11 protein-coding genes are annotated in these 19,092 nt (G+C 70.0%); 5 read left to right on the forward strand and 6 right to left on the reverse strand.

The window, feature by feature from the left end; all coding sequences use genetic code 11:
- Positions 1-3 precede the first annotated feature (3 nt).
- From IPL40_01155 to IPL40_01180, 6 genes are all read right to left on the reverse strand, one after another.
- Entirely contained in the window at positions 4-1,632 is a 1,629-nt protein-coding gene (locus tag IPL40_01155) for a protein kinase (GenBank protein MBK8479776.1), read from the reverse strand.
- A gap of 127 nt (positions 1,633-1,759) precedes the next feature.
- The gene (locus IPL40_01160) at positions 1,760-5,902 is read right to left on the reverse strand and encodes a translocation/assembly module TamB (protein MBK8479777.1); all 4,143 of its coding nucleotides are present in this window, start codon (positions 5,900-5,902) and stop codon (positions 1,760-1,762) included.
- Entirely contained in the window at positions 5,902-7,938 is a 2,037-nt protein-coding gene (locus IPL40_01165; GenBank protein ID MBK8479778.1) for a BamA/TamA family outer membrane protein, read from the reverse strand. The genes IPL40_01160 and IPL40_01165 overlap by 1 nt, the downstream gene beginning before the upstream one ends.
- Before the next feature lie 58 nt (positions 7,939-7,996).
- A complete protein-coding gene (locus IPL40_01170; protein ID MBK8479779.1) occupies positions 7,997-8,944 on the reverse strand; it encodes a radical SAM protein in 948 nt (315 codons plus the stop codon).
- Positions 8,945-9,004: 60 nt separating this feature from the next.
- Positions 9,005-10,006, reverse strand: coding sequence for a transketolase family protein (locus tag IPL40_01175; GenBank protein MBK8479780.1), 1,002 nt, complete (start codon positions 10,004-10,006; stop codon positions 9,005-9,007).
- Positions 10,003-10,860 carry a transketolase gene (locus IPL40_01180; protein ID MBK8479781.1) on the reverse strand — a complete coding sequence of 286 codons (858 nt, stop codon included), beginning with the start codon at positions 10,858-10,860 and terminating at the stop codon, positions 10,003-10,005. The genes IPL40_01175 and IPL40_01180 overlap by 4 nt, the downstream gene beginning before the upstream one ends.
- A gap of 216 nt (positions 10,861-11,076) precedes the next feature.
- On the opposite strand from IPL40_01180, the gene IPL40_01185 reads away from it, so the two are divergent.
- The 5 genes from IPL40_01185 (at position 11,077) to IPL40_01205 (ending at position 18,932) form a co-directional block, all read left to right on the forward strand.
- Positions 11,077-12,807, forward strand: coding sequence for an EAL domain-containing protein (locus tag IPL40_01185; protein ID MBK8479782.1), 1,731 nt, complete (start codon positions 11,077-11,079; stop codon positions 12,805-12,807).
- Between the two features lie 154 nt (positions 12,808-12,961).
- Complete coding sequence (locus IPL40_01190) at positions 12,962-13,180, forward strand: helix-turn-helix domain-containing protein (GenBank protein ID MBK8479783.1); 219 nt, start codon at positions 12,962-12,964, stop codon at positions 13,178-13,180.
- Positions 13,181-13,315: 135 nt separating this feature from the next.
- The gene (uvrA, locus tag IPL40_01195; protein MBK8479784.1) at positions 13,316-16,171 is read left to right on the forward strand and encodes an excinuclease ABC subunit UvrA; all 2,856 of its coding nucleotides are present in this window, start codon (positions 13,316-13,318) and stop codon (positions 16,169-16,171) included.
- Entirely contained in the window at positions 16,168-16,929 is a 762-nt protein-coding gene (locus IPL40_01200) for an ABC transporter ATP-binding protein (GenBank protein MBK8479785.1), read from the forward strand. Before uvrA ends, IPL40_01200 begins: the two co-directional genes overlap by 4 nt.
- The gene (locus IPL40_01205) at positions 16,926-18,932 is read left to right on the forward strand and encodes a CPBP family intramembrane metalloprotease (GenBank protein MBK8479786.1); all 2,007 of its coding nucleotides are present in this window, start codon (positions 16,926-16,928) and stop codon (positions 18,930-18,932) included. Before IPL40_01200 ends, IPL40_01205 begins: the two co-directional genes overlap by 4 nt.
- Positions 18,933-19,092 lie beyond the last annotated feature (160 nt).

The following is a 19,092-nucleotide window of genomic DNA, read 5'->3' on the forward strand; positions in this document are numbered from 1 at the left end:
TCCCTATCCGACGACGGCCAGGGTGACGCCGTTGACCTCGATCTGATCACCGACCGCGACGAGGGCTGGTAGCGTGGCCGCCACCCCGTTAATCTTCACCGGCCCCCGCGCAGTGCCCGCGTCGACCCACCAGCCGTCGTTTCGCTGCAGCACTCGCAGGTGCGTCCCATTCCAGTGCAGAGGTCCGATTTGCAGCCGGTATCCGAGCTCGAGGCCGTCCTCGAGTGGCTGCTCGAGCACCTCGCCGCGCCCGTCGCGGAGGCTGATCCGCTGCGGCAGCGCCGGCAGCAGCGGCGTCGCTGCTGCGCTGACGATCTCGTTCGGTGTGGCTGTCTGCGCGCGAAAGATCAACTCGGTGTTGCCGATCCGCACGCGGTCGCCAGGCTTGAGCGGCGTCGCGGATTTGATGCGCTCGCCGTTGAGGAAGGTCCCGTTGGCGCTGCCCAGATCCTCGAGCAGGTAGCAGCTCCCATTGAAACGCACCCGGGCATGCCGGCGGGAAACGCGCGCATCGGCGAGCGCGAGATCGCCGGCGCGTCCGAGCGTCAGCTCGTCGTGGAGCGGATGAACTTCCTCCTCGGCGCCGGCTAGGAGCACCAGCTGTGCATGACCGTCCGGCTGATAGATCAGGCTATGCCGGTCGTGCAGCCGGTCCTCCTGCGAAAGCAGGTGCGAGAGCTCGCCGGTCGCCTCCACCGCGCTCTCGTGCGGCGCGACCTGCTCGACCAGCTTTGCCAGGTGTGACCCGCCGTAGTCCGGCGCGGTGGAGGAGAGGTACTTGGTCAGCTCGATCTGCAGCTCGTGCGCGCTCGGATAGCGATCGCTGGCCTTGCGCTGCAGCGCGCGCATGACGATCTGGTCGAGGACCGGCGGGATGTCCTTGCGCACCGAGGATGGCGGCTCGATCTCCGCCTTGCGCACCTTGGCCGCCAGATCGTTGATGTCATCGGCAGCGTAGACCATCTGGCTCGTCAGCATCTCCCAGAGCACGATGCCGACGGCGAAGATGTCGCTGCGCGCGTCGGCCGGGCGGCTGAGGACCTGCTCCGGAGCCATGTAGTTGACCTTGCCCTTGATCACGCCAGCCTGGGTCTTGCTGGTCAGGCCGACGGCCTTCGCGATGCCGAAGTCGACGACCTTCACCTCGCCGGCGCGGGAAACCAGGACGTTCTGCGGGCTGACGTCGCGATGGACGATGTTGAGTGGCTTCCCCTGGCGGTTCTTGCGCGTGTGGGCGTAGTAGAGGCCGCTGCAGATCTGGCGCCCGATGTGGGCGACGGCCTCCAGCGGGACGCGCTGACCGCGCGAGTGCAGGCCGTTGACCAGCTCGAGCACGTCGACACCATCGACGTATTCCATGGCGATGTAGTAAACGCCGTCGAAGACGCCGAGGTCGAAGATCTGGGCGATGTTCACGTGCGAGAGGCCAACGGCGATCTTGGCCTCGTTGATCAGCATCCGGATGAAGCGGTCCTCATTGGCGTATTCGGCGTTCATCACCTTCAACGCGAGGTACTTTTCGAAGCCGGCGAGGCCGCGGGTCTTGGCCAGATAGATCTGCGCCATGCCGCCGCCGCCGATGTGCCGAACGATGCTGTAGCCGGCAAAATCAGAGCCGACGCCGATCTGCATGGCAGCCCCTCCCCCGTTCGATTGACCGGCGCATCGTCGCACCCTCTCCGGGCCTGCTCAAGTTGCGGGAGCGACCGTGGAACGATCGCGCTTGGCGCGCAGGCGACCGAGCAGCGCTAGGTCCAGGCTAGTAGCGATAGGTCCAGGCTAGGTCGAGGTTGCCCACGCCGCGATCGCCGAAGAGCGCCATCAGGAGCCAGCGCGCGGAGATGCGGTACTCGCCCAGGGCCTCGTTGGCGTTCTCGGTCTCCGCCGCGCCGAAGACGCGGCGATAGGCGACGTAGAGCCGACGCGTGAGGTACTTGCCGATCTCCGCCTCCGCGCGCAGGCGAGCCTCGCTCTTCTTCTCGTCCTGCGTCTGCGAGACGCCGACCCGGGTGACATCGATCCCGACCTTGCCCGCGACCTGCTTGGCGAGCAGTCCGAAGACCGCCTGCGCCACCGCCGAGGCGAGCGCCAGGGCCTTGTCGCCCCCGGATTCGCCGGCGCGGGGATCGAGCCTGCCGGTCAAGATCAGGCTGAGCAGCTGCGACTGATCGTAGCTCGGCGGTTCGCTGCTCAAGATCAGTTCATGCTGCGCGAGCGTGCCGCGGAGGACGATCGAGACCGTCCCCTCAGCGAACTCGCGCCGCAGCCGCACGTCGAGCGAGGGATCGATCGGCTCGCGTCCCGAGAAGCGCGCGACGGCGTGTTCGACCTGATAAGCATTGCCCAGCACCGTGACCTGCCCGCGGCGAATGCCGGCGCTGCCAACGATCCGTGGCGCCGCCCCGGGACCGGCCTTGACGCGGAGTGCGACCGTCAGCTCGACGTCGAGGTCCTCGCCGCGCACCATCAGCGAATCAGCCCGCGTGGTCAGGTCCAGCGCTCGTTGCGTCACCTCGCCAAGGGCCTTGCGGCGCTGCCTGCGGACGCGCGCGGCGCGCGCGTCCGCATCGACGAAGACCACGTCAGCCAGCGTGCTCGTCGGATGCAGGCGGCGAGGCGACGAGAGCTTCGGCAGCGTCAAGACCCCCTTGTCGACCGTCACCTGGCTGACGAGCGTCATGTCCTGCAGGCGACCGGAGACCTGGAGGTCGCCGTCGAAGACGGCGTCGGCAATGGGCGCGACGCCCAAGCGAAAGCGCTGGGCTTTGGCGCTGAGCTCGAAGTCTCGCGGCAGAAACGCCGCCGAACGCGCGGATCCGGTGGCCACCAGGCGCCCCGCGCCGCTGTGGATGACGAGACGTTCGAGCCGAGCGCGCTGAGGATCGAGGGAGGCGCGCAGCGCTATCCCCTTCAGCTCGGGGAGCCCTCGCGCCCGCAGGCGACCGTCGCTGAGCTGCACGCGCGCCCTGACTCTGGGGCGGGTTAGCGGCCCGCGCGCGCTGCCCTCGATCGTCAGGCGGCCTTCGGTGCGCTGCACCTCCGTGAGGAAGGCGGCGAGAAAGCCGAGGTCGAGGTTGGTTCCACGCAGCGTCGTGTCGATCGTCGGCTCGGGTGGCGTCAGCGCGACCTGCCCTCGGGAAGCCAGCGAGCCACCGTGCGGCTGCCGCAGGGTGAGCTGCCCACTGACGCCCCGCCTGGCCCCCTCAGCCCGCAGCTCGAGGGTTCCGACCGGGCCGCCCGCGACGCGGAGATCATGGAGCCGAAGGGCGGCCGTGAAGCTGGGTTGGGCCACCGTTCCAGCGACCGAGGCGCGGCCGGTGAGGACGCCTCCCTCGAGCTGGGAGAGCCACCCGTCCTGCTGCGCAAGACCCCGCAAGGGGGTCTGCGGCAGCTCGAGCGTGCCTGTGAGGGCTGCCTCGCCGATGCGCTTTGGGAAACGCAGCAGCTCCTCGACACCGCGCTTGAGCGCAGCGCGCCCGCGAAGGAGTACCTGCCCGTCGCGCGCGAAGCGCAGCGTTGCCCGGGTGGAGGCGGCGGGCTCTGCGCTGCCGAGCTGGGCTCTCAGGCGAAGGTCGCCCAAGCGCTGCCGGTCGAGGCGCGCGGCGTCGAGCAGCAGCTCGAGCTCCACGTGGGGATCGAAGAGCTGTCCGCCGGCGCGCAGCCCGAGGTGAGCACGCCCCCGCAGACGCCCCGAGGCCAAAGGGGCGAAGGAGGGCAGGAGCATGGTGAGCTGCTCGAGCCTCACGCTGCCGCTCTCGATTCGAAGCTGCAGCGGGGCGCGGCCCAGGCGGCCGAGGGGGTCGGCGCCGACCCCCAGCGCCTCGGCCGCGGTCAGCGCCAAGCGCCCCTCGAGCTGCAGCAGGCGCGAGGCGCCCTGCGTCGCGTCGGCCCTCAGACGGAGGCGATCGTCGAGCGCAAGCACGGCGTGAACGTTCACGCCCTTGAGGCCCGCGAGCCGAGCGTCCTTCAGCTCGAGGTCGGCGCTCAGGCGCGGGCTGCTCAGCTCGCCCGCCAGTCGCGCGCTCAGCGCGAGCGTGCCGCCGAGCCCGGCCGCGCCCAGCCCGAGGCGTGGCAGGCTCTCAAGCGCGAACCCTGCCACCGTCAACTCGACGCTGGCAGGTCGCTGCGCGGCGAACACCGGCAGCAACGCCCCCGGAGCATAGGTCAGGGGCAGGTTGGCCTCCAGCGCCAGCCGGGTTTGGGTGTCCGTCAGCTGCAGCCTGGCGTGTGCGCGCAACGAGCGGCCCTCGGCCACGGCGACGATACGACCGCTGAGGCGGGGCAGCCCCGCTGGTCGAAGGGCTTGCAGGGTGGCTTCGAGGCGAGCCCGTTGCGGTCCATGATCTCGCCACGAGGCCCGGCCCTGGGCCGCGCCGCCCAGCAGACCGCGGGCGACAAAGGCAGCCTCTCCTTCGCGCCTCCCGCCTTTCAACGTGACGCGCAAGTAATCGACCCGCGCAGGCGGGCTTGCCGAGCGGGCCGCCAGGGCCGTAACGGTGAGCCTTCCGCGCGGGTTGCCGGGCAGCCCGCGGAGCGCTCCCGCGAACTCGAGTCGTCCGAGCCGCGCGCCCGCAACGCGCAGCCCCTGCGACGACCCGTTGAGCCGTAGGCTGAGAGCATCGCCGAAGCGCCCTGAAAGGGTAGCGGCGAGCTGCAGCGGCCCCGCGAGCTTCAGGCTCTGCAGCTGGATCAGCCTGACGCGCGCCAGCTCCGGTACGGCGACGCTGAGCGTGGCCTCGAGCTGATCGAGCGTCCCCTTCGCCGACGCTTGAAGCCGTACGCCTCGAGCTCGCAGGTCGAGGCGGTCGATCGCCCAGCGCGAGGCGGCGAGGCGGCCGATCAGCGTGGAACGCTGAAGCGTGAGCCCCGCGACCTCACCCGCTGCCAGCTCGAGGTGCACCGCCAGCTCGCTAGCCGGCTGCAGGGGAAGGCCCTGGCCCCGTCCCTCCAGGCGCAGCTCAAGTCGCGTCTCGGGTAGTGCGGCTACGAGGGCAGCGGGCCGGAAGTGATCGAGAGAGAGCCCGAACTGATAGCGCAGCTGCGCGGATAGCGGCTCAAGCCAGCCCTGGAGGCGCAGCGCGCCGGCGCGCCCCAGCTCGGCGTGGGCGTGGAGTTGGAGATGCTGCAGGGGACCGGCAAGGACGACCTGCATTTGTGTCGGACCTGCCGGCAGGCCGGCGATCCGCAGGCGCAGGCGGGCATCGACGCGCCGCCACGAGCTGAGGCGCGCGGCGCCTTGCAGCGCGATAGTGAGCTGCTCTTGCCCCGCGAGCCGCAGGACTGCGCGCAGCTGATGGAGGGTCAGCTCGACTGCCCCGCGGTCGAGCCGGGCGGCGGCTCGACCGCTCAGCCCGCGGAGGCTCGCGCCCTTCGCCGCGCGCTGGTCCACGAAGCTGCCATCGGTCACCTGCAGCTCGCTCAGCTCGACGGTCCATCGTGACAGCTCCGTGGACTTCGGCACCTTCGCCCCTGTGGCGGCCGACGGGGGCAGGGCCAGCTGGGCCAGATTCGAGCCACCCTGCTGGAAGGCTCGCAGGAGCACGCACGGTCGTTCGACGACGAGCTGCTCGATACGCAGGCGGCGTCGCAGCAGACCGCCGAGATCGTAGCGCAGCCGCACGGCGCCGATCTGAATCGCCGCACCGCCGAGGCGGTCGTTCACCGTGACGTCTTGCAGCACAAGGGAGCCGAGGTAGTCGCCGCCGAGCGCGCCGAGCTGAAACCCGGGGAGGCGCTGGCGCACGAGCTCGACGAGCAGCGAGCGCAGCCGCGCCCTGCCGCTCGACGAGCGGGCATAGCCAAGAGCGGCCAGCAGCAGCAGCACGCTCACGAGCAGGACGCAGCCCAGCCCAAGAGCACCAAGCCGCGCGGTGCGCCGCAGCGCGCCCTGACGCCGCGTCATCAAAACGCCTCACCGAGGGTCAGATGGAAAGCGTAGTTGTCGCGCGGATCGGGGTCGACGGGGCGGCCGCTAGCGCTGAGCTCGGAGCGCCGACGGTTGAGCCGCAGGCCGATCGCCACGCCCAGCGAGCCGATCGGTGTCTGGTATTGCACGCCTGCACCCAATCCGAGCTGCAGCGCCTTCAGGTCGAGAGCGTCGAGTTCCTCCACCACGTCGCCGGCGTCGAAGAAGGTGATCAGCTGGAGCCACTGATCGTAGAGCTTGAAGGTGCGCAGGCGCAGCTCGGCCGAGAGCAGCACGGCGCTGTCGCCGCCGATCGGGATCAGGCGGCCGGTCTCGACGGTTTCGGCGGGCCCCCCGTTCGGCGGGGTGATCGTCTTGGTCTGAAAGACCTGCGGCGAAAGTCGTCGGTAGCCGAAGGCGCGATGGCTCGTCGCGCCGCCAAACCAAATGCGGCGCGTCACGGGGGTCAACTCCTCGCCGGCGCCGAGCGCGCTGCCGTCATCGAGCGCGACGAGTTGGCTGAAGATCGCGCGCAGGGCGAGCACGAGTCGCCTGCTGCCCAGGGGTAGGTAGCCGCGCAGGTCCGGGGTGAACTTCAAGTAGCTGAAGCGCCCGCCGAGCTGGGGGAAGCCGCACTCTACCCGCAGCTCGGCGAAGAGCCCACGCCGCGGGTCGATGATGCTGTCGCGCCAATCGAGCTGCAGGAAGGGTTCGATCCAGGCCAAGCGATAGGCGCTGCTCCCGTCGACGCCTACGCCGAGAGGGTTCTCGAAGGCGTCGAAGGTCGTGACGTCGAAGAAGCGGAGGTACTGAAAGCTCCAGGAGACTCCGCCGCGGACCCGCTCGGCCCAGAAGGTGCGGTCGGCGCCGAGCTGGAGCCGGGGCCCGTGGTAGCGGTAGCCTTCCTGCAGGCCGAGCTCGTAGCTCAACAGGCCGAAGGCGGTGACGGCGGAGCCGAGCAGATCGGGTTGGGTCAGTCGGAGCTCGCCGGCACCGGCGAAGCCGCCACGCTCGGCGGCCCAGGCCGTCGGGATGGTGACGAACTTCGGCTGCAGGCGCAGCTCGAGATTGCGCAGCCCACCGAGGAAGTTGCGCCAGGCGAAGCGACTGAAGAAATGAATTTCCTGCCAGCGCTGGTCGACGCCCATCCCCCCGCCCAGGCGGATCTCTCGTAGCTTGGTGGGAGTGAGATCAATCGTCACGGGCGCACGCGCGACGGGGGACTTCGGCAGCCGCAGCTCGACCGCGGCGAAGACCTGGTGGCGCAAAAGGCGCGCCCGCGTGCGGGCGAAGGCCTCGGGGCGGTAGACATCCCCCTCGCGAAAGGCGATCGCGCGCGCGAGCTTGCTCAGCGGTAGATCGCCTGCGCCTTCGATCACGATCGGGCCGATCCGCAGCAGTGGTCCTGGCACGGCCCGATAGGTCACCCGAGCCGTCAGCCGATCCCGATCGACGGCCACCGTGCCCGCGCAGGTGGCGTAGGCGTAGCCCAGCGCCCTCAGGCGCGCGCGCAGCAGCGAGGCCGCTGCGCCGTAGGCGGCGTAATCGAAGCGGCCTCCAACGCGCAGGGGCAGGCGGCGCAGGACGGCCTGCCTGCTCGCTCGGGGGAGCGCGGCGAGACCCTCGACCGCGATCGTCAGTACGCGGCTGGGCCGCCCCTCGTCGACCTCGAGCCGAATGTCGACGGCCTGGCCGTCACGCTTGTCGACCAGCGTCTCGTCCAGCGTACGCACTGAGAAGAAGCCGCGCGCGCGATAGTAGCGCTCGATGCGCCGCAGGTCGCTGTCGAGCGCCGCCGGATCGTAATAGCGGCGTCCGCCCAGCAGCGGGAGCCACCACCACCACGGCGTGGGCTGGGTCTCCAATCCGGCGACGATCTTCGACGCCTCGAGCTGGGCCGTGCCCCGCAGCTCGACGCGATCGATCCAGCGCCGACCCGCAGGCGCCGAAGCGCAGGCGCCAAGCTCCAGCAGCATCGCCCCGAGGAGCAAGCCCGCGGCGAGGCGATGCAGGTTCCGCGACGCGAAAGCCACGGCGACGCCGGCGCTCCGGATGGCCGCATGGCTCAGGGGCGGCATTGAGCCCGGGGCGTCATGCGGGCGAGAAGAGGTCCGCCTGGGCGGTAGCACCGGGTGTCGCCGGTGCAGGCGCAAGCTCGCAGCGTCCACCCGCCAGGCCGGGATTGTGGCAGTGACAGACGGTCAGGACGATACCGTGGTCAGCCGCGGCGCTGCTGATGCGTCGCAGGATGCTCAGCGCGTGTGAGTGGACCAGGTGATCGTACTCGCTGCGGCGACCGCCGTGTCGCCCGCTGGGGAAGCACCCGAGAATCAGTCGCTGAACGCCATGGGGTGCCTCTCGCGCGAGTTGCGCGGCGACCCCGGGCCGGAGCTGCAGCAGGCTGACCATCGCGCGACGCACGCCGAGGCCGTCCAGCGCAGAGAGCAGCCGCTGCAGCGACTCCTGGCCGTCATTGACGAAGGGGATCAGCGGCTCGATATGGACCTGGGGGGCCAGCTCGAGCTCGAGCAGTCGCTGCAGGAGGCGCAGCCGGGCCTGGGGCAGCGCCGTGCCCGGCTCCCAACGCTGCGTGTAGTCATCGGCGGTCGAGGCCAGCGCGACGCTGATGCGCACCCGTGGTCGGTGGCGTGCCAGCAGGGCGAGGATCGCCTCGGGGATAACGCCGCGGGTCGTCAACGAGACGCCGATCTCGCGGCGCAAGAGCAGCTCGAGACAGGCCCGCGAGAGCTCGAGTACCTCGGGTCCGCCCAGGAAAGGGTCGCCGGCGCTGCAGAAAAGCACGAAGTCGGGAAGGGCGCGTCGGCGCCGCGCGCTATCGAGTTCATGCCGCAACAAGGCCGGGAGGTTGCGATAGATCAGCAGCTTGCCCGGGGCAGGGGTCCCCGTGTAGCAGCGTGCGTAGCAATAAGCGCATTGTCCCGCGCAACCGCGCGTGACATTGACCGTGGCCACGTCGCCGAGGCAGGGCAGGCGCCCGCGGGTGCAGGCGTGTTGCTTGTCGCCGACGAGGATTTCCACTTGCCCTGCGCTCCCGGCTCGACGGTGGCAAGTATACACGCGAGCGCTGCATGCCCTCTGCTAACCCGCCCGCGTGGCCAGCAGCGCCTTCGCTTCCGCGTAGATGCCCGGGCCGTCCAGGTGGTGCTTGCTGAAGAGCGCCTCGGTCGCCCCAGATTCGCCGAACTCACGCAGCCCAACGCGGCGGACGTGGGTCGGGCGGCGCTCGGCGAGGGCCTCGCAGATCGCGGAGCCGAGGCCGCCGATCACGGAGTGGTCCTCGACGCTGAGCACGCGATCGCAGCCCTCGAGCGCCGCGGCGAGCGAGGCGCCGTCGAGCGGCGCCAGCGTCGGGACGTTGAGCACCGTCGCTGAGCAGCCCTCGCGCTCGAGCCGCACCGCCGCCTCTAGCGCGCCGGCCACGCACGCGCCGGTGGCGCAGATCGCCAGCTCGCGGCCGACGCGCAGTCGATCCACGGCACCCGGAACGAAGCGGTAGCGCTGATCGTGGAGTCGCGGAACCTTCTGCCGCGTCAGCCTCAAGAAGGCGGGGCCGCTGTGGCGCGTCACGAGGTGCTCGACCATCTGGACCGTCTCGAGGTCGTCTGCTGGTTGGAGCACGAGCATATTCGGCAGCGTGCGCAGGAGGGCGATGTCCTCGAGCGCCATTTGCGTGTAGCCGTCGGGCCCGACGGCGCAGCCCGAGTGGGTGCCCACGATCGTCACCGGCACGTCGTTGTAGGCCACCGAGACCTTGATCTGATCGAAGCGGCCCGTGACGAAGCAGGAAAACGAGCAGCAGAAGACGCGCTTGCCGGTCGCGGCCAGACCAGCCGCGGTGCCGAGCATATTCGCCTCCTGGATCCCGAGCTGAAAGAAGCGTTCGGGAAAGGCGGCGGCGAACATCGCAGAGCGTGTCGACTCGCTCAGGTCAGCGTCCAGCACGACGATCTGCGGATGCTCGCTGCCGAGCTGCTGCAGCGTCTCGCCGAAGGCGTCGCGGGTCGCCCGTGCCGGCGGCGCTGCGGCGCAGGCGGCGGCGGTCTCGGGGCCACTGGTGACGCTATCGCTGCTGTTGATCATCGCACTGCCTCCGTTAGCGGGAGGCCAGCGCGAGCGCGGAGCTCGCCGATCGCGCGGTCGGCCTCGTCGCGCGTCGGCGCCACACCGTGCCAACTCGCCCGCTCCTCCATGAACGATACGCCCTTGCCCTTGATCGTGTGGGCGATGATGTAGGTCGGTCGACCCTGCACCTGCCGCGCCTGATCGAGCGCGGCGATGATCTGGCGGTAGTTGTGACCGTCGATCGTGATCACGTGCCAGCCGAAGGCGCGCCATTTGTCGGCCAGCGGTTCGAGGTTCATCACGTCGCGGGTGAACCCGTCGATCTGCAGCTTGTTGAAGTCGAGGATCACCGTGAGGTTGTCGAGCTTGAACTTCGCGGCGGAGAGCGCGGCCTCCCAGACCTGACCCTCCTGGGTCTCGCCATCGCCCATCACGCAGTAGACGCGCCAAGCGCTCTTATCGAGCTTGCCGGCGAGCGCGATGCCCTGGGCGACGCTGAGGCCCTGGCCGAGCGATCCGGTGGAGGCCTCGATCCCGGGCAGCCAGGTGCGGCAGGGGTGTCCCTGCAGGGGCGAACCGAGCTGGCGCAGGGTCCAGAGCATTTCCCGTGGGAAGTAGCCCAGGTCAGCCATCACCGCGTACTGCGCGGGCACGCCGTGGCCCTTGCTGAGGACCAGGCGGTCGCGATCGAGCCAGAGGGGCTCGTCGGGTCGCTGCCGCAGCGCATGATGGTAGAGCGTGCTGATCAGGTCGATCAGCGAGAGCGAGCCGCCGGGATGACCTGAACCCGCCGCCGCGATCATCTCGACGATGTCGACCCGGTAGCGCGGCGCCTTCGCCTCCAGCGTACGAACCAGTTCCTCAAGCTCCATCGCAGTCCTCCACCTCACGGGTCCAGCGACCCGCCGGTGCGCGCATTGTACGAGTCAGGCTCCGCGAAGCAACCGGCCGCGGCAGACCGACCTCGAGCGCGCACTCCGGCAGCGGCGACCAGGGGCCTTTTACGGTCCGCTCGCGCTTCCGTGCTAACGTTTTTTTCGCTGCGGCGATGACGCCGGGGTGCGCTGCGTGGCTGGCGGGAGGGGGAGATGGAAGAGCGCGAGCAGGCAAGGTCCGCCGGCGACAATGCCGACGCCCGACCGCCGCCGGCGCTGGTCCGGGCGAACCTGCGCCGGGCTGAGGCCGTCTACGGCCTCAGCCGTGAGGGAATCCTCGTCACGGGGCTCGACAACCGCATCAAGGCGGTGAATCCCGCCTTCACGCAGATTACCGGCTACAGCGCCGAGGAGGTCCTGGGTTGCGACCCGTCGCTGCTCAAGTCGGACCGCCACGACGCCGAGTTCTTTGCTGCGATGTGGCGCGCGCTCGAGCGCGACGGACGCTGGCAGGGCGAGATCTGGAATCGTCGCAAGAATGGCGAGGTCTATCCGCAGTGGCTGGCGATCACGCGGGTCGCCGACGAGCAGGGGGCGACGACCGAGTACGTGAGCGTCTTCAGCGACCTCAGCCACGATCGCGCGGCCGAGGCGACGATCCGCCACCAGGCCAGCTACGACAGTCTCACCGGGCTGCCCAATCGCGCGCTCTTCGTCGACCGCCTCGCGCAGGAGCTGGCCCACGCGCGGCGCGCGAAGCATCTGGTCGCGCTGCTCTCGATCGACCTCGATCGCTTTCGCTCGGTCAACGATGCGGGGGGCCATCGGGTCGGCGATCAGCTCTTGCAGCAAGCGGCCGCTCGTTTGGTCGAGGCCGTGCGCGAGACGGATAGCGTCTCGCGGCTGGGGGGCGACGAGTTCAGCATCATCGTCACGGGGCTGCGCCACCCGCGCGGCGCGGAGGTGGTCGCCGACACCGTGCTGGCGGCGCTCGCCCGACCCTTCGTCATCGAGGACCACGAGAGCCACCTCGGAGCGAGCGTGGGGATCTCCGTCTATCCGCCCGACTGCACGACCGGCGAGGAGCTGCTGCGCAACGCGGACACGGCAATGTACCGGGCCAAGGCTGCTGGCCGCAGTCGCTGCGTCTTCTTCACCGAGCAGATGAACGACGAGGCGACCGAGCGCCTCGGCCTCGAGCGTGACCTTCGACGCGCCCTGACGCGCGGTGAGTTGCTGCTGCACTACCAGCCGCAGTGGGACCTGCGCAACGGTCGGATCACGGGAGCGGAGGCCCTGCTGCGCTGGCAACATCCCCAGCGCGGGCTGATCCCTCCGGCGACCTTCATCCCCGTCGCTGAGGAGAGCGGACTGATCGTCCCCGTCGGCGAGTGGGTGCTGCATACGGCTTGCGAGCAGGCGCGACGCTGGGTTGGACAGCTCGGCGCACCCTCGCACTTGGCGGTCAACGTCTCGAGTCGCCAGTTTCGCCAGAACGCCTTCGTCGACACGGTGCGCCGCATCCTCACCGATGTCGGGCTGCCTCCGAAGCATCTGCAGCTCGAGATCACCGAGAGCATGCTGATGGACGACGTCGAAGAGACCGTGGCGGCCCTGGGCGAGCTGCGGGCGCACGGCGTCAACCTCTCGATCGACGACTTCGGCACCGGCTACTCGTCGCTCAGCTATCTCAAGCGCTTTCCGATCGACGTGTTGAAGATCGACCAATCGTTCGTGCGCCACCTCGCCGAGGATGACGATGACGCCGCGATCGCCAGCACGATCATCGCGATGGCGCATACGCTGAAGAAGAAGGTCGTTGCCGAGGGGGTCGAACACCTGGCCCAGGTCCGCTTCCTGCGCGGGCGCAAGTGCGACCAGGCGCAGGGTTTCTACTTCAGTCGCCCGCTGACCGCCGAGGCCTGGCCGATCCGGCCGCGCTGACCCGGCCCGTTCGGCGCGCGGCTGCGCTCCGCGCTCCCGCGGTGGCTCGGGCCGATGTCGGTCTGAAGCCGACACGCTTCCGCTCTAAATGCCGCCGGCAAACCGGCGATGAAGAGCAACAGGAGCGCGTCAGCCACGGATCGAGGCGAGGTCGATGAACCCACCACAGCCTTTACTGCCCGGCGATCGCTGGCTCTCCGTGCAGGAAGTGGCGACGCACCTCGGGGTCAGCCGCGAGACGATCTACACCTGGATCCGGGGCAAGCAGATGCCAGCGCATCGCGTGGGCCGCCACTGGAAGTTCAAGCGTCATGAGGTCGACGCCTGGGTCCACCGCAACGGGGCTGCAGAGCACGCCGAGTTGAACGGCTGATCGCCCACCGACGGCTAATCGCCCACTGAAGGCTCTAGTCCTTCCCGAGAGCGCCCTCGGTCGTGATAGCCTCCCGCCTGCCCCGAAACCCCGTCGCTGACTTGCTGGCGAGCGCGGGCGTGGCAGCCAAGACCCATGGATCAACTCGTCATCCGCGGCGCGCGCGCGAACAACCTCAAGGGCATCGACCTCGATCTGCCCCGCGGCAAGCTGGTGGTGATCACCGGGCTCTCTGGCTCCGGGAAGTCCTCGCTGGCCTTCGACACGATCTACGCCGAAGGTCAGCGACGCTACGTCGAGTCGCTCTCGGTGCATGCGCGCCAATTCCTCGAGCGCCTGGCCCGCCCCGACGTCGATACGATCGAAGGCCTCAGCCCCGTGATCAGCATCGAGCAGCGTGGCCTCGGGCGCAATCCGCGCTCCACCGTCGGGACGATCACGGAGGTCCACGACTACCTGCGCTTGCTCTACGCGCGCGTCGGCGAGGCCCGCTGCTGGTCGTGCGGCCGGGCGCTGGCGCGGCAGAGCGTGGCGCAGATCGCGACGCAGCTGCTGGGCTTGCCCGAGGGGACGCGCCTCTCGGTGCTGGCGCCGCTGGCGGTCGAGCGCAAAGGCAACTGCCGCAGCTTGCTCGACCAGCTTCGGCGCGACGGGTTCACGCGGGCGCGGATCGACGGTGAGGTCTGCGACCTCGGCGAAGCGCTCGAGCTCAGCAGCCAACAACGCCACGCGATCGAGGTCTTCGTCGATCGGCTCGTGCTCAAACCCGGAGTGCGCTCACGGCTGGCCGAGAGCCTCGAGCTGGCCTTCAAGCTCGCCGACGGCGTGGTCAAGGTGGCGACGCCAGACCATGGTGGGCCGGAGGGCCAGGAGCTGTCCTTCTCCGAACGCTTCGCCTGCTCCGATTGTGGCGTCAACTACCCAGAGCTCACGCCGCGCCTCTTCTCCTTCAACAGCCCGCACGGCGCCTGCGCGCGCTGCGCCGGGCTCGGCGCCCTGCTCGAGTTCGATGAGGCGCTGCTCGTGCCGGATCCGACGCTCTCGCTGCGCGAGGGCGCGATCGAGCCCTGGGAGCAACGCAATGCCGCGTACTACCAAGGGCTGCTCGAACGGCTCTCCGAGCAGCGAGGCTTCTCGCTGGTGGAGCCCTATCAGCAGCTCGGCGAGGATGTGCGGCGCCTGCTGATGCACGGGGCGGGCGAGCCCGCCGGCGGGCGGGGCTTCGAGGGCGTGATCCCCAACTTGCAGCGCCGCATGAGCGAGCAGCAGCGCCGCTGGTCGGAGGGCGCGCAGGCGGCTGATGTCGAGGCCCTGGACGACGCGCTCGAAGAGCTGCAGCGCTACATGTGCAGCAACGTCTGCCCCGACTGCGCGGGCGCCCGCCTGCGCCGCGAGGCACGGCATGTCTTCGTCGCCAACCGGTCCATCACCGAGCTGACGGCGCTCAACGTCGAGACGGCCCTGCAGCTCTTCCGCACGCTGCGGCTGGAGGGTGCGGCGGCGCAGGTGGCGCAGAAGCTGGTCGCTGAGCTCGTCGCGCGGCTCTCCTTTCTCTCCGGCGTCGGTGTTGGCTACCTCACGCTCGACCGTGCCGCGGGGACGCTCTCGGGCGGCGAGGGCCAGCGCGTGCGCCTGGCGACGCAGATCGGCGCCGCGCTGGTCGGCGTGCTCTACGTGCTCGACGAGCCCTCGATCGGGCTGCACCAACGCGACAACGCTCGGCTGCTCGAGACCCTGCTGCGCCTGCGCGATCTGGGGAATACGGTGCTCGTCGTCGAGCACGATGAGCAGATCATGCGGGCCGCCGATTGGATCGTCGACCTCGGCCCGGCGGCCGGCGTGCACGGTGGCGAGGTCGTCGGCTGTGGCACGGTCGAGCAACTGATGGCGGCGCCGCGCAGCGTGACGGGGCAGTTTCTCGCCGGTCGGCGCGGGATCGCGGTGCCGAGCCGACGGCGTCGCGGGGGCCGCCAGCACCTCTCGCTCTGGGGTGTGACCCAGAACAACCTGCGGGACCTCGACGTTGCGATTCCGCTCGAGGTGCTCGTCTGCGTCACTGGTGTCTCAGGCTCGGGGAAGTCCTCCCTGGTGGTCGACACGCTCTTGCCCGCGCTGCGCAGCGCGCTGCACCACAGCAAGGAGCGCCCCGGCGCTCATCGCGCGCTCGAGGGCGTGCGCTGGCTGGACAAGGTCATCGCCATCGACCAGGCGCCGATCGGGCGCACGCCGCGCTCGAATGCCGCCTCCTACACTGGGCTGCTGGCGGTGATCCGCGAGCTCTTTGCGGCGCTGCCCGAGGCTCGCCTGCGGGGCTATCGTGCGGGCCGCTTCTCGTTCAACGTCAAGGGCGGGCGCTGCGAGGCCTGTCGCGGGGACGGCGTGACGCGGATCGCGATGCATTTCCTTCCCGACGTGAGCGTGGTCTGCGAGGTTTGCGGGGGCGCGCGCTACAACGAGGAGACGCTGCGCGTGCGCTACAAGGGCAAGCAGATCGCAGAGGTGCTGCGGATGACGGTCGACGAGGCGCTGGCGTTCTTCGCCAACGTGCCGCGCCTGCGTGACAAGCTCACGACCCTGGCGCAGGTCGGCCTGGGCTACCTCCAGCTCGGGCAGGCTGCGAGCACGATGTCGGGGGGTGAGGCGCAGCGGGTCAAGCTGGCGCGCGAGTTGAGCCGGCGCGCGACCGGCCGAACGTTCTATATTCTCGACGAGCCGACGACAGGGCTGCATTTCGCCGACATCGAGGTCCTGCTCGGCGCGCTGGCGCAGCTCGTCGAGGGTGGCAACAGCGTGCTGGTGATCGAACACAACCTCGATGTGATCAAGTTCGCCGACTGGGTCATCGACCTGGGGCCCGAGGGGGGCGACGCCGGGGGCCAGCTCGTGGGAGCAGGGACCCCGGAGCAGCTCGCCGAGAACGATCGCTCACATACGGGGCGCTACCTGCGGGCTGTGCTCGAGCGGGCCAGCACGCCAGCGAACGCCCAATGACCATCGTCGCCGAGCAGCTCGCCAAGCATTTCGGTGGCCGGGAGGTCGTGCGCAGCCTGGATCTGGTCGTGCGACCCGGCGAGATCTACGGGCTGATCGGCCCCAACGGGGCTGGCAAGACCACGACGATGCGCATGCTGATCGGGCTGATGCGTCCGAGCGGCGGGCGCGCGCTCATCTGCGGCGCCGATACCGTCACGCAGGCCGCGCGGGCCAAGGCGCAGCTCGGTTTCGTCAGCGCAGCGACCGGGTTGTATGAGCGGCTGACGCCGGAACAGCTGCTGAGCTACTACGCTCAGCTCTACGGCCTGAGCGCCGCCGAGGGTCGGGCGCGCTCAGCGGCGCTGATCGCGCTGCTGGCGCTCGAGCCCCTGCTGGCGCGACGCTGCGGGCGGCTGAGCACGGGCGAACGGCAGCGGGTGTCGCTGGCGCGGGCCCTGGTGCACGATCCGCCCGTCCTCGTGCTCGATGAGCCCACGGCCGGGCTCGACGTGCTCGCCGGACGCGCCGTCGCCGACACGATTCGACGCCTGCGCGATCAACAGCGCACGATCCTGCTCTCGACGCACTACATGACCGAGGCGGAGCTGCTCTGCGATCGGATCGGTCTGCTCTACGGCGGATCCCTAGCGGCCGAGGGCAGCCCGAGCGCGATCAAGGAGCGCTATGGCGTCGGCTCGCTGGAGCAGGTCTTCCTGCGGCTCCAGGACGAAGGCCTCGCGGCGGCGACGAGCGGGGGCGAGGGGGCGCCACGATGAGAGCCCTCCAGGTGATCGGCCTCGTCTACCGCAAGGAGGCGTTGGAGACCTTTCGCGACCTGCGGACGCTGGTGGTGATGGTCGTGTTGCCGCTGGCGCTCTATCCGCTGATGGCCCTGGCGGTAGCGCAGTGGTTTGGCGTGCAGCGCGAGCGCGTGGTGCCGGATTCGGCGATCAGCGTCGGCTGGCAGGGGCCCGAGTGGGCGGAGCTGCGGGGCGCCCTCGGTGCCAGGCGCTTGCTCCGAGTCGGCGATCACTTGAGCGGGGTGCGGGCCCTGCGAGCGGGTCGGATCGACGCCTTCCTGCGCTTGCCCGACGACCTCGGGCCACGGCTCGCGCGCGGCGCCGCAGTGCCGATCGAGCTCTATCGCGATGAGACGAGCGCTAGCTCGGCGCGGGCCGGCGCTCGTCTTCGGCAGCGGCTGCAGCGCTTCGGGCGGCAGCAGCTCGCCCAACGACTGGCGGCACGGGGGCTGGCGGCCGACTTCGGCGAGCCGCTTCGGCTGCAGGACCATGACGTGGCGACGGCGGGCGCGGCGGGGGCTCAGGCCGTGAGCGGCCTGCTGCCGCTGCTGATCGTCCTGATGGTGCTGCTTGGCGCCTTCTACCCGGCCATCGACCTGACGGCCGGCGAGAAGGAGCGCGGCACGCTGGAGACGCTGCTCTCGACGCCGGCGCCACGCTGGGGGCTGATCGGCGGCAAGTTCTTGGTGGTCGCGACCGTGGCGATCGTCACCGGGGTCGTCAATCTGCTCTCGATGGGGCTGACGCTCTTGCTCGGCTTCGGTCCGGCGCTGCGGGCGGCGGGTCTGAGCACGGCCGTGCCGTGGACTGCCGTGCTCGGCGCCCTGGCGGGCCTCGTGCCCGCGTCGCTCTTCTTCGCCGCGGTGCTGCTCGCTGCGGCAACCCTGGCGCGCAGCTTCAAAGAGGCCCAGACCTTGCTAGCGCCGGTCTACGTGCTCTGCGTGCTGCCGACGATGGCGGCTCAGCTCCCCGGGCTGCAGCTCGGCTATGGGGCGGCGCTGCTGCCGGGCGTCAACGTCTCCATGCTGATGCAGGGGCTGGCGGGTGGCAGGATCGCGGCCGGGCCGCTCTGGCTCGCCCTGCTCTCGAGCATTGCCCATGCCGCGTTGGCCCTCGGCCTGGCCGCGCGCAACTTCAACACCGAGCGCTTGCTCTTTCCAGACGAGCCGCGCGCGTTCGCGTCCGGAACGGGTGCGCGCCAGTGGCGACGGACCCAGCCGACGCCGAGCGAGGCCGCGGTGCTGCTCCTGGTCGTGCTGGCGCTGATGCTCTTGGTCGGTCAGCCCTTGCAGCAGGCGCGCTTCATCCCCGGGGTGCTCTTGACCGAGTGGTTGATGGTGGCGTTACCCGTGATGGCCTTCCTGCGCTGGGCCGGGTTGGCGCCGCGGGCGGTGCTCGGCTGGCGGCGACCGTCGGCAGCCGGCTTGATCGGCGCGGTGCTGGCGGGCAGCAGCGGCTGGTACCTGGTCGCCGCGGTGGTCGAGCAGCTCCAGCAGCGCGTGCTCCCGATCCCCCCCGAAGTCGTCGAGCAGCTCCGGCGCACGGTCTTCGCCGCCGAGCGACCGCTCGCGCTCGATCTTCTGGTCCTCGCCATCTCGCCGGCGATCTGCGAGGAGCTGTTGTTTCGTGGCGTGCTGCTGCGGGCGAGCCTCGCAGAGCAGCGTCCGTGGCTGGCCGTCGTGGTCAACGGGCTGCTCTTTGGTGCCTTTCATCTTTCGGTCTATCGCTTCTTGCCGACGCTGCTCCTCGGCCTGGTGCTGGCCCTGCTGGTGGTGCGCAGCGGATCGATCGTCCTGGCGATGGTCTTCCACCTGGCGAACAACACGGCCACGGTGCTCGTGGCGCGGCTCGTTCCCCCAACGGACGCCGCGTCTTCCGTAGCGTTCGGGCTCAACGCAGCCTATCTGGCGCTCGCTACCGTGGTCTTCGCCGCCGGCTGCTGGCTGGCCCTCCGGCGGCCCCGCCCTGCTCCCGGCTAGGGACTACGATCGGGGAAGCACTTGTGGCTGCTTCAAGGGAGTTACTTGACCTCTTCTGCGCTGCCGTCGACGATACCGGAGCAGGAAGGGCGTGGCGGGACAGCGCTTGGATGGCGCTCGGTCGATTGTTCCGGCGCTGCGAGGACGACCACGGCTATGC

Source organism: Pseudomonadota bacterium, assembly GCA_016711215.1.
GTDB lineage: Bacteria > Myxococcota_A > Polyangia.